This window comes from Sporanaerobium hydrogeniformans, assembly GCF_002735925.1.
Lineage (GTDB): Bacteria > Bacillota > Clostridia > Lachnospirales > Cellulosilyticaceae > Sporanaerobium > Sporanaerobium hydrogeniformans.
The window spans coordinates 1-10,440 of the sequence record NZ_PEDL01000042.1 but is presented as its reverse complement, the minus strand read 5'-3'; the positions used below and the strand labels follow the sequence as shown (position 1 = coordinate 10,440).

10 protein-coding genes, 3 tRNA genes and 2 rRNA genes are annotated in these 10,440 nt (G+C 34.4%); 1 reads left to right on the top strand and 14 read right to left on the bottom strand.

The window, feature by feature from the left end:
* Positions 1-345: 345 nt before the first annotated feature.
* From CS063_RS17085 to CS063_RS17045, 9 genes are all read right to left on the bottom strand, one after another.
* A complete protein-coding gene (locus tag CS063_RS17085; protein ID WP_099450882.1) occupies positions 346-843 on the bottom strand; it encodes a GNAT family N-acetyltransferase in 498 nt (165 codons plus the stop codon).
* Between the two features lie 165 nt (positions 844-1,008).
* Positions 1,009-2,337 (bottom strand): replicative DNA helicase, encoded by a 1,329-nt coding sequence (gene dnaB / locus CS063_RS17080; protein ID WP_099450881.1) that lies wholly within the window; start codon positions 2,335-2,337, stop codon positions 1,009-1,011.
* 38 nt (positions 2,338-2,375) lie between these two features.
* A complete protein-coding gene (rplI, locus tag CS063_RS17075) occupies positions 2,376-2,822 on the bottom strand; it encodes a 50S ribosomal protein L9 (protein WP_099450880.1) in 447 nt (148 codons plus the stop codon).
* Positions 2,819-4,810 carry a DHH family phosphoesterase gene (locus tag CS063_RS17070; protein WP_099450879.1) on the bottom strand — a complete coding sequence of 664 codons (1,992 nt, stop codon included), beginning with the start codon at positions 4,808-4,810 and terminating at the stop codon, positions 2,819-2,821. Before CS063_RS17070 ends, rplI begins: the two co-directional genes overlap by 4 nt.
* Positions 4,811-4,829: 19 nt before the next feature.
* Positions 4,830-5,798 (bottom strand): DUF2232 domain-containing protein, encoded by a 969-nt coding sequence (locus CS063_RS17065; RefSeq protein ID WP_099450878.1) that lies wholly within the window; start codon positions 5,796-5,798, stop codon positions 4,830-4,832.
* A 247-nt stretch (positions 5,799-6,045) separates the two neighbouring features.
* Positions 6,046-6,279 (bottom strand): 30S ribosomal protein S18, encoded by a 234-nt coding sequence (gene rpsR / locus CS063_RS17060; RefSeq protein ID WP_180270847.1) that lies wholly within the window; start codon positions 6,277-6,279, stop codon positions 6,046-6,048.
* 19 nt (positions 6,280-6,298) lie between these two features.
* A complete protein-coding gene (locus tag CS063_RS17055; RefSeq protein ID WP_099450876.1) occupies positions 6,299-6,766 on the bottom strand; it encodes a single-stranded DNA-binding protein in 468 nt (155 codons plus the stop codon).
* A 29-nt stretch (positions 6,767-6,795) separates the two neighbouring features.
* Entirely contained in the window at positions 6,796-7,086 is a 291-nt protein-coding gene (rpsF, locus tag CS063_RS17050; RefSeq protein WP_099450875.1) for a 30S ribosomal protein S6, read from the bottom strand.
* Between the two features lie 148 nt (positions 7,087-7,234).
* On the bottom strand, positions 7,235-7,426 hold the full coding sequence (locus CS063_RS17045) for a DUF951 domain-containing protein (RefSeq protein WP_099450874.1): 192 nt from the start codon (positions 7,424-7,426) through the stop codon (positions 7,235-7,237).
* 256 nt (positions 7,427-7,682) lie between these two features.
* Here CS063_RS17045 and CS063_RS17040 point away from each other — a divergent pair, with 256 nt between their 5' ends.
* A complete protein-coding gene (locus tag CS063_RS17040; protein ID WP_099450873.1) occupies positions 7,683-9,482 on the top strand; it encodes a heme NO-binding domain-containing protein in 1,800 nt (599 codons plus the stop codon).
* A gap of 177 nt (positions 9,483-9,659) precedes the next feature.
* Here CS063_RS17040 and CS063_RS17035 read toward each other — a convergent pair.
* From CS063_RS17035 to CS063_RS17015, 5 genes are all read right to left on the bottom strand, one after another.
* A tRNA-Cys gene (locus CS063_RS17035) sits at positions 9,660-9,730 on the bottom strand.
* Positions 9,731-9,736: 6 nt separating this feature from the next.
* A 5S ribosomal RNA gene (rrf, locus tag CS063_RS17030) occupies positions 9,737-9,854 on the bottom strand.
* A gap of 3 nt (positions 9,855-9,857) precedes the next feature.
* Positions 9,858-9,929: transfer RNA gene (locus tag CS063_RS17025), tRNA-Glu, on the bottom strand.
* Between the two features lie 8 nt (positions 9,930-9,937).
* Positions 9,938-10,009, bottom strand: a tRNA-Asn gene (locus tag CS063_RS17020).
* Positions 10,010-10,141: 132 nt separating this feature from the next.
* Positions 10,142-10,440: ribosomal RNA gene (locus CS063_RS17015) — 23S ribosomal RNA — on the bottom strand; the annotation flags it as partial.

Here is a 10,440-nt window from a genome sequence, read left to right as displayed (position 1 = left end):
ATAAAAAAATAGGAACAGGATGAATCTTCGGCTAGCAAGTAAGGGAGCTCTTCGCAAGCTTCCTCCACAGGATGGATGTAAAATCTTAGAGAAGTCCTATAGGCTGCTTTTAGGGACGTTATCACAAGTGCCTTTCTTGTGATAGGTAGGACCGTTAGCCTATTGGACTGAACTTAGATTTTACCCATCCGAGGACCGAGAAGCTGGTGAAGAGCTCCCTTACTTGCGATCCCTGAGAACACCCCCTATTCCTTTCCTTTTAGTAGTCTAACCTGTAAAACATCTCGATAAACTGAAATTTATAACAGAGATATTCCCCTTAATATCATTTATTCAATCTAAGAATCATGAAATAATTTTCTCATAGCCTACTAAGTCTAACCATCTCCCAAATTTATAACCCACTTCTTTATAATGAGCACATTTTACATATCCCATCTTCTCAAATAATGCCATGCTCCCTGTATTTTCACCACATACAAGAGCTAAGAGTACATGCAGATCTTTTGTTCTCGCCCTATCTTCAATAAAGTTAACAGCTTGTGTTCCAATACCTTTTCCTTCAAAGCCTTGCTTTAAATAAATAGTTATTTCTGCACTCTGATCAAAGGCTTCTCTTACTTTGTACTGGGTTAAAATCACATATCCACAAAGTTCTCCTTCATAATAAATAGTATAGCTTTCATACTTAGGATTATTAAAAATAACAAGTTCTTTCATTTCTTGATAAGAAATATCCCTTTTATGAAAAGTTGCTGTTGAATTTTGAATATAATAGAGATAAATTTCTCTCACACTTTCTATATCTTCTTCTACTATTTTTTCAAAAGTACATTTTTTCATGGCACCTACTCCCTCCTATACTTTTTGAAATTTATTATAAAACAGTTTTTATGAACTGTCACCTTTTGCTACATAAAAAGCTGCTATAAAACCTCTCCTGATTAGAAGAAATAATCCTAGCTTACTTCTTCTTGTACTAAGAGTTGTTTTATAACAGCTTTTTAACTAATGCTGCATATTAGCAAATTTTGTATACTGTCCAAGCCAAACAAGTTCTACTGTACCTGTTGGGCCATTACGTTGTTTTGCTATAATCACTTCACCTACATTTTTCTTTTCAGTATCTGGATTATAGTATTCATCACGATAAAGAAACATAACGACGTCTGCATCCTGTTCAATTGCTCCAGACTCTCTTAAGTCAGAAAGCATAGGTCTATGGTCAGCTCTTGCTTCACAAGCACGTGAAAGCTGTGATAAGGCAATAACTGGTGCATTCATTTCTCTTGCTAAAGCTTTCAGGGAACGTGAAATTTCTGAAATCTCTTGTTGCCTTGAGTCACTTTTAGAATTCCCACTCATAAGCTGCAAGTAGTCAATCATAATAAGGTCTAAACCTTTTTCTAACTTTAATCGACGGCATTTAGCACGCATTTCCATTACAGAAATACCTGGTGTATCATCAATATAAATGCTAGCCGAAGCTAGATTAGGAATGGCCCTTGCTAGCCTATCCCAATCCTCTTTTTCAAGAGAGCCTGTACGCGTCTTTTGTGAATCAACCATAGCCTCTGCACAGAGCATACGACTTACTAATTGATCCTTTGACATTTCTAGGCTAAATACAGCTACGCTCTTTCCGCCTTTAACACCTGCTGCCTGAATAATATTAAGTGCAAAAGCTGTTTTACCCATTGAAGGTCTTGCTGCTACCAAAACAAGGTCTGAAGGCTGTAATCCAGCTGTTTTATAATCTAAATCAATAAATCCTGTAGAAATACCTGTAACCCCACCCTTTGTTTGATGAGCATATTCAATTTTATCAATAGATTCAATAACAATTTCATTAATATGCGAAAAGTCTTCTGTATGCTTATTTTGAATAATATCAAAGATCTGCTTTTCAGCATACCCCATAATATTATCAATCTTTTCATCTCCATCATAGCTTTTTGCAGTGATTTCTTGGCTGACCTTTATAAGCCTTCTAAGAACAGCCTTTTCTTCTACAATCTGAGCATATTGCTTAATATGAGCAGAGGTAGGTACAATATTGGCAATCTCAGCAATATAAGGAAGCCCCCCTATCTGCTCTAGAATGCCCTTTTGTACCAGTTTATTTTGAATTGTAACAAGGTCTATTGGACTACCACTTGTATAGAGTTCCATAATAGCAGCAAATAATTGCTGATGATCAGGTCTATAAAAGTCTTCAGGTTTTAAAATCTCACTTGCTACAACTACGGCTTCATGGTCCATAATAATAGCCCCTAAGACCGACTGCTCTGCCTCTATACTATGTGGAGGAATTTTCATGTTTGATATTTCTTCCATAACGATTCCTCTTCCTTCCCCTTTTACTTCCTTTTAAACTAAGCTTCTACAACAAGTACCGTAATTGTAGCTGTTACAGCTGGATGCAATTTAATAGAAATAGCTTGTCCTCCTAAGCCTTTAATGGCATCCTTTAGTTGGATTTTCTTTTTGTCAACTTCTACACCACATTCTTTCTGAATTGCTTCTGCAATTTCTTTTGATGTAACAGATCCAAATACCTTTCCACCTTCTCCAACCTTTACACCAATTTTAATTGTCTTATCTTTTAGCTTTTCTTCAATACCTTTAGCATTATCAAGCTCTTGTTGTTTTCTTTTATCTTCTGCACGTTGTTCAAGCTTACGCTGATTTATATTTACAGCATTCGCCTCCACAGCTAACCCTTTTGGAAAAAGGGCATTACGTGCATAACCATCTTTTACTTCTAGCATATCACCTTTTTTACCTACTTTTTTTACATCTTGTGTTAAAATAACTTTCATTTTGTTTCACCTTCCTTATAATATTTATCAATCGCTTCTTGAAGCTCCAATTTAGCCTCGTAAGGAGTTACATTCTTAAGTTGTGCACCTGCCACTCCTAAGTGGCCACCTCCTCCTAAAAGCTCCATTATACGCTGAACATTCATATCACCTAAGGCTCTTGCACTAATCATACAATAGTCTTCCTTGGCTGTAATAACAAAAGAAGCTTCTATACCTTTTATGTTTAAAAGTTCATCGGCTACCTGTGCTGCAATAATATGTGGATGTGGTGCTGCACTATCTACCTCTGCTACAGCTATATTGTGTTCCCACATTTCCGCTGCTTTAATAGCTGCTGCTCTTGCTCTATAAGTTTCCATGTCGTTTTGGAAAAGCATCCTCACACGGCTACTATCTGCTCCACTTCGTCTTAAAAAAGCTGCAGCTTCAAAAGTTCTTACTCCTGCTTTAAAAGCAAAGTTCTTAGTATCAATAGTTATCCCTGCAAGTAAGGCATCTGCCTCAATAGGTGTTAATTTAATTTTATCCGTTAAATACACGAGTATTTCTGAAATCATTTCACAGGTAGATGAAATATAAGGTTCTAAATAAGTAAGTACTGCATCTTCTATAAAATCTGTGCTTCTTCTATGGTGGTCAAATACAACAACTTTTTCAGCTTTGTCTAAGAGTGCCTCTTCCTCAAGGTAACTCCTGCGATGGACATCTACAATAACAAGTAATGTATCTTTTTTAATCCCCTCTAGCGCTATTTCCCGGGGAATAAACAAGTCTTCATACTCATTAGATGTCATTATTCTATCATATAAACCTTGTATCGCAAAGGTGGGTTCATCTAAAACAATATGTGCCTTTTTACCCATAATAGCAGCAGCCCGATAAACCCCCATAGCTGCTCCTAGGCAATCCATATCGATGCCTTTATGTCCCATAATATAAACTTTATCACATTCATGTAGCAGTTCTTTAAAGGCATAGGCTTTTATCCTTACCTTTACACGTGCACTCTTTTCTACTTCCTTACTTTTCCCACCAAAGAAAGTATATTTATCATTGTTTTTAATAATGGCTTGGTCACCACCACGTCCTTGAGCAAGATCAAAAGCTGCTCTTGCCTCTTCTCTAGAAGCTGTCAGTGATTCTAAATTATAACCTACACCAATACTAATCGTCGCTGGTAATTCATTCCCTACTTGAATATGCCTCACTTCATCTAAGATGTCAAACTTACGCTCAATCATTGTATCAAGCTCTTTTTTATTAAAAACCATTAAATATTTATCTTTTTCAAAACGCAATATAATGACTTCACGCTCTTTAAACCATAAGTTAATTTTTCGATCAATAATAGCCATAAACATTGGCCTTCTTACTTCTTCTATACTATGCATAATTTCATCATAATTATCAATACATAGATAGCCTAACAGGCAGCGTTGTTGCTTAATACGTTTTTTTAGAAGAAGATTCTCTGTGTAATCCATAAAGTAAAGTACTGTTAATCTTTGTTTTTCAATACGCTCTACTACAATATGATAATCTTTATCTTGTAAATGAATATCTTTAGCTACTGTTCCTTCTTTTTGAAAAAGCTCATTTATTTTTAAATTTTCAAGTCCTGTCTTAATAGACAATCCTATTATTTCTTCTTGCTGCCAAATTTTTTTAAATGCATTATTAGCCCATTTGATTATTCCATTATTTTCGAGGATTACAACAGGAATGTCTGCATGAACAAACAAATTACTTCTTAAATCAGTAAGAATATTTACTTTCTTATCAATTTCTTGTTCTAACAGGCTGCTGAGCCTTTTAGAATAAAACATACTTCCACCAAGTAACACAAGTAAAAGAACAATTAAAAGTGCTGCACCAACTTTAGTAAATAATGCTAATATGCCACATCCTATTGCTAGTACTATACCCACTTGAGCAATTCTTAATAAATCGGTGGTATAAGAAAATTTCCCTTTTCTTCTCTTCATTCTGATTTCTTCTCCTAATCTAAACTATAATATCTGTTTTTCTATAGTTAAAAATAGTATCGAAGCATCCAAACATAGTAAGCATACTAGGATAAATAATAAATAATATACATACTAAGATATAAAGTACCCATTTCACTCCTTTATTCATGGAGCCTTTACTAATAATAGAAATAATAGCCAATGTTCCCACTAACTGCAGTATATTTTGTAAAAATACAATTATATTTGCAGCAACTATTGTTAACCTGTCCCCTTCCATACTAGGAGCTATTGAAAGCAACATCGCTAAAATAAGGATTACAACAACTATTTTAGAAAGCTTGAAAGTTAATAACTGTTCTAATTTGAAAGCTTTTGCTTTTTTAAGGCGTAATACGAGCTGCACTATAAGTAAATTAATAGTTGCAAGAACAACTCCTATAACTAGAAGAAATGCTGGATAAACTTGCTTCATTAAATCTAAGAGCATAGATATTGTACCCTTTATATCTCCTAACTGATTAATTGATTCGGCTGGTACAGTTTCTTTTACTTTTTCAATAGCATCAAAGTAAATTTGCTTTACCTCATCAATGGCGTGAATAAAGGCTGTCCCATAATCTCTGCCTAGATAGGTCATCAAAATACCATAAATAAAAATAGCCCCTATTACTCCTGTTGCTAAGTAAATAATGATATGGGGTAAAGAAATACCTTTTCTATAAGAAAATGCAATGACATAGGCAGGTATACATACGGCAATCAAAAAAACTAAAACTGCCTCTATATTTCCCACTATCATATAAATACCTATGACTGCTGTACTGCAGAATAAAAAATCTACACCTTTAGGTAATGTATTTTTAATTAAGCATATTGTAAATGGCACTGAAAGAAGTGGAAATAAAAACAGACCATAAAATTCATAAGTCCCTAAACTTGCCAAAACAATATATATTAATAAAATACTCAATAATTTCATCATATTTTTAGAGCTCAACTGCATTTCTAGTTATCCCTCCTTTAGCATACGTATAATAAAAATTCATGTCTTTTTATTATACCATATAATAACCTTTTAATACTAGAGGCTTTCATTCGTAAACTCCCTTTATTCTTTAATAAAAGTTTTTTATATCTCTATTTTTGTTATTTAAAATAAGTTTTATAGATAAAAAAAAGCCACTGCTAGGCAGTGGTGTGTGCATTTTGTGTGTGCTTATTTCTCTCTCTAAGTTGTTATTTGATTTAAATTAATCTTGTGTGTATGGTAAAAGTGCGATATGTCTAGCACGTTTGATAGCGATTGTAAGCTTACGTTGTGCTTTCGCAGAGTTACCTGTAATTCTTCTAGGAAGAATTTTACCTCTTTCAGAGATAAATTTCTTTAATGTGTTAATATCTTTATAATTAATTTTCTTGATATTATCACCAGCAAATTGATTTATTTTACGTCTTCTGCGGTTATGTCTTTTTTGCATTGCCATAGTTATTCCCTCCTTCATTTTATTTGTACATTCTTAAATTAAATGGTAAATCGTCATCTTCTTCAATTTGAGTTGGCATAAAGCCACTAATAGAATTACCTGAAGGGGAAGTAGGTGCGGGCTCACTAATTGGTGAATCCACCATTACACCACGAGACTCTGATGAAGATCTACTTTCTGCAAAGTGTTGTTCTTCAACCACCACATCAACAGCCGTATGCTTAACCTTTTGTTGGTCTTCCCAAGTATTTACTTGTAAACGTCCAACAACAGCAACCATTTGCCCTTTTCTAAAATACTTTTCCGCAAACTCACCAGCTTTACCAAATGCAACAATATTAAAAAAGTCTACATCTTGTTCGCCTTGTTTTGCAAATTGTCTTCTAACAGCAAGGCCATAACGTGCTACTGCAACAGGGTTAGCTGATTGTGAATAGCGCACTTCAGGATCTCTGGTTAAACGTCCCATTAATATTACTTTGTTCATGCCTAAGCCCCTTTCTTCAGGAAATTTCCTTATTTATCTTCAAGAGATACGATTAAATAACGAAGAACTGGTTCCATAATACGAACTCTGCTTTCAATTTCTTCTGGTGTAGAAGTCGCAGCGTTGAATTGAATGAAATAGTAGAAACCTTCTCTTTGTTTGCTTATTTCATAAGCAAGTTTTCTTTTACCCCAATCATCCACATTGGTGATTTCTCCACCAAAGCGTGTGATAAGATCTTTTACTTTTTCAAGAGTTTCTAATTTTTGTTCTTCCGCTAAATTTGGGAATAACACAACTGCTAATTCGTAATTTCTCATGTCAGCACCTCCTTTTGGACATTGGCCCTATACCTTAATATTTATATAGAGCAAGGAATACATTACAGTTAATAATAATACCACAAAAACTGCAGTAAGACAAGCTGTTTTCACTTAAAACTTGAGGTAAAAAATACATAAATTAAATTTATTTCGTCTCATTATGCCTTAAAAGCTTTTTAACACTCTTTTCAAACTTCTCTCGTGGAAGCATGATGAGATGATTGCAATTTAAACAACGTAATTTGAAGTCCACACCCACACGTAAGACTTCCCACTCATTCGTCCCACAGGGGTGTGGTTTCTTCATTTGTACTACATCTCCAACTACATAATTCATTTTTACCCTCCTTTGATTAATACCCAGTTTTTTTATTTATTATACATTAAAAATAAAATTATTATAAGAAATATCTTGATTTCCTAAAATTATTTTTTATAATGCAAGCTTTTACTTTATTAGTCATCTTATAAAACGATTTCTTCTAAAATTAGCCTTTTGAAACAGAAATAGTTATTATTTTAATTTTTGACTTAACAATCTTTTAATTCCCCTATATAATAGTTTTAATAAATATATATTGGATGGTGATTTTATGAAAGGTACTGTCGTAGCAACTTGGATTAAAACCTGTAAAAAACTATACGGAGAAGAAATGGTAGAGCAAGCTCTTGAAAAAGTAGGTTGGCAAACCCCCAAAATTTTCTCTCCTATTGAAAATGTAGAGGATGAACGAGTTAAACAATTTATACTTCACTTAGCTGAAAAATCAAAGACTCCTCCTTCTGATCTTTGGCATCTTATCGGCAAGGATAATATTTTAGCCTTTCATGCGGCCTTCCCTTCTTTTTTTAAGCATCATACCATGTATTCTTTTTTAAAGTCCCTTTTTGACATACATGTTGTTATGACTAAAAAATTTGAAGGTGCTAAACCTCCCCTTGTCTCTATCACTCCTGTTTCTAAAACAGAGGCTTTATTTACTTATCAATCTCCCAGGGGAATGTTTGACTACTTTTATGGCCTACTAGACGGTTGTATGTCCTTCTTTAATGAAAAAGTAACAATTACAGAGGTAGAAAAACGTCAAGATTATTTATGTGTTAAGCTAGGCTTTCCACAACCTATTTATGAAGAAAAGAAATACTTTTTTAACCGCCTTCTCTCCTTAGGTTTTATTAAAAGTATTCCCTTAAAAAATGCTTTATTTGTTTTCGTAACTAGTACCCTTGCTTTCCTTTGGCCTTTAGGTCCTGCCCATTGGCTACAAGCAATTGAAATGGGATTAATAAGTGCCTTCTTAACTAGCCTCAGCACTTATCTACTTCTAAAGCCTTATCATTTTATTAAAATGGAGCTTCAACGTTTAATTAATAAAGATTATCTTTATGATAGTGGACTTCATAGTGATGATTTATTTGAAACATTACATAATTTAATTACCAGCTATAAAAAGGGATTACAATCTGACTTCGTAGGCTTTAAAGGTATCACAGATGAAATGGATACATTTGTTCAGGAAATTCAAGGTATTTCTGACAATATGTTAGGTACTTCTGAAGAAATCTCAAACGTAGTAGAACAAGTGGCGGTAGGTGCCATTTCACAGGCAGAAAATACCAATGAAGCTGCTAATGTCCTAAATGAAAATATTAATATTTTAAGGGATATCGTTAAAACAGAAGATATTAATAAGAAAGATTTAGCACTTGCTATGTCTAAAATTAATAATAGCTATGAAAGTGTCAATCGTTCTAGCCAAAATATTTCAAACACTCTTAGCAACTTTACTGCAATTAATCAAAAAAGTGAACAACTTCACCAAAAAGCTAATAATATTACAAATATCGTTGGTATGGTATCTAGCATTGCAGAACAAACCAATTTACTGGCTCTTAATGCCTCTATTGAAGCTGCACGTGCAGGTGAAGAAGGGCGAGGATTTGCTGTTGTAGCAGAAGCTATTCGTAAACTTGCAGAACAGAGTAAAGTGGCTGTTAATGATATTAATAGTAATCTTGATCAATTTCTAGAAGAGATAAACAGTTTCGTTAAATTACTTCAAAAAGAATATTACTCTCTTGAATCAGAAACTCAAAGTTTTGATTTGGTTAAATCCATTAGTTTTGAAGCAAATGAAGCTATTCAAAAAGTTTCTAAATCAATGATAGAAACTATTGTAGCTCTAAAAAATGATGCAGATGATATTTCCAAAGCTTTTATCAATGTTCAATCTTTAGCTGCTATTGCAGAAGAAAACTCTGCTTCCTCTGAAGAGGTAAGCGCTAATGTTACCAAATACACTACTGAAATTAATAAACTCATTTATAATATTCAAGATTTCCAAAGCCTTACTGATTACTTCAAGAAAGAACTTTCTAATTATAAATCTTAGTTCTTTATTGTAATTATGTAACATCTCTATTTTATGACAACCTAAAGCTTTCTGTAAATTTAGGTTGTCTTTTTTGTTTTTCTGTAGTTACTTCTATGAAATTGTCTTTAACTATCTAAGAAATTATATTTTATTACATACAAAAAAGGAACTTAGACTATCTAAGTTCCTTTTTAAAGGCGACAACCAGATTTGAACTGGTGATGAAGGTGTTGCAGACCTCTGCCTTACCACTTGGCTATGTCGCCCTATTAAGCTGGCAACCACTTACTCTCCCAGTCCGTCTCCAGACAAGTACCATCAGCCGATTTAGTCTTAACCGTCGTGTTCGGTATGGGAACGGGTGTTTCCCTAAATCGTATCGTCACCAACAAATGACCCATAGGAGAATCGAACTCCTGTTACCGCCGTGAAAGGGCGGTGTCTTAACCGCTTGACCAATGGGCCTTAATAAACTCCCCGAGTAGGGTTCGAACCTACGACCCTCCGGTTAACAGCCGGATGCTCTGCCGCTGAGCTATCGAGGAATACATATAAATTATATGTAGTAATTAAAAGTTTTATTACTCTTCATTACTTAGTAAGTATAACATTTTGTTTGACTTATGTCAACATTTTATACTCACAAAACTAAACACAATCCTTTAACCTTTTATCGTTAGGTCAAACCCTCGAACCGTTAGTACTTAGTACCTACATGCATTACTGCACTTACAGCCTAAGCCTATCTACCTCATAGTCTCTAAGGGGTCTTACTCCATTTCTGGATGGGAAGTCTTATCTTGAGGGGGGCTTCACGCTTAGATGCCTTCAGCGTTTATCCCTTCCAGACTTGGCTTCTCTGCTATGCCTTTGGTAAGACAACAGATGCACCAGTGGTCCGTTCATCCCGGTCCTCTCGTACTAAGGACAACTCCTCTCAAACTTCCTGCGCCCACGACGGATAGGGACCGAACTG

Bases quoted from the DNA above. Each gene is read 5' to 3' on its own strand.
- CS063_RS17085 (WP_099450882.1), bottom strand. From the start codon at position 843: ATGAAAAAATGTACTTTTGAAAAAATAGTAGAAGAAGATATAGAAAGT.
- dnaB (WP_099450881.1), bottom strand. From the start codon at position 2,337: ATGGAAGAAATATCAAACATGAAAATTCCTCCACATAGTATAGAGGCA.
- rplI (WP_099450880.1), bottom strand. From the start codon at position 2,822: ATGAAAGTTATTTTAACACAAGATGTAAAAAAAGTAGGTAAAAAAGGT.
- CS063_RS17070 (WP_099450879.1), bottom strand. From the start codon at position 4,810: ATGAAGAGAAGAAAAGGGAAATTTTCTTATACCACCGATTTATTAAGA.
- CS063_RS17065 (WP_099450878.1), bottom strand. From the start codon at position 5,798: ATGCAGTTGAGCTCTAAAAATATGATGAAATTATTGAGTATTTTATTA.
- rpsR (WP_180270847.1), bottom strand. From the start codon at position 6,279: ATGGCAATGCAAAAAAGACATAACCGCAGAAGACGTAAAATAAATCAA.
- CS063_RS17055 (WP_099450876.1), bottom strand. From the start codon at position 6,766: ATGAACAAAGTAATATTAATGGGACGTTTAACCAGAGATCCTGAAGTG.
- rpsF (WP_099450875.1), bottom strand. From the start codon at position 7,086: ATGAGAAATTACGAATTAGCAGTTGTGTTATTCCCAAATTTAGCGGAA.
- CS063_RS17045 (WP_099450874.1), bottom strand. From the start codon at position 7,426: ATGAATTATGTAGTTGGAGATGTAGTACAAATGAAGAAACCACACCCC.
- CS063_RS17040 (WP_099450873.1), top strand. From the start codon at position 7,683: ATGAAAGGTACTGTCGTAGCAACTTGGATTAAAACCTGTAAAAAACTA.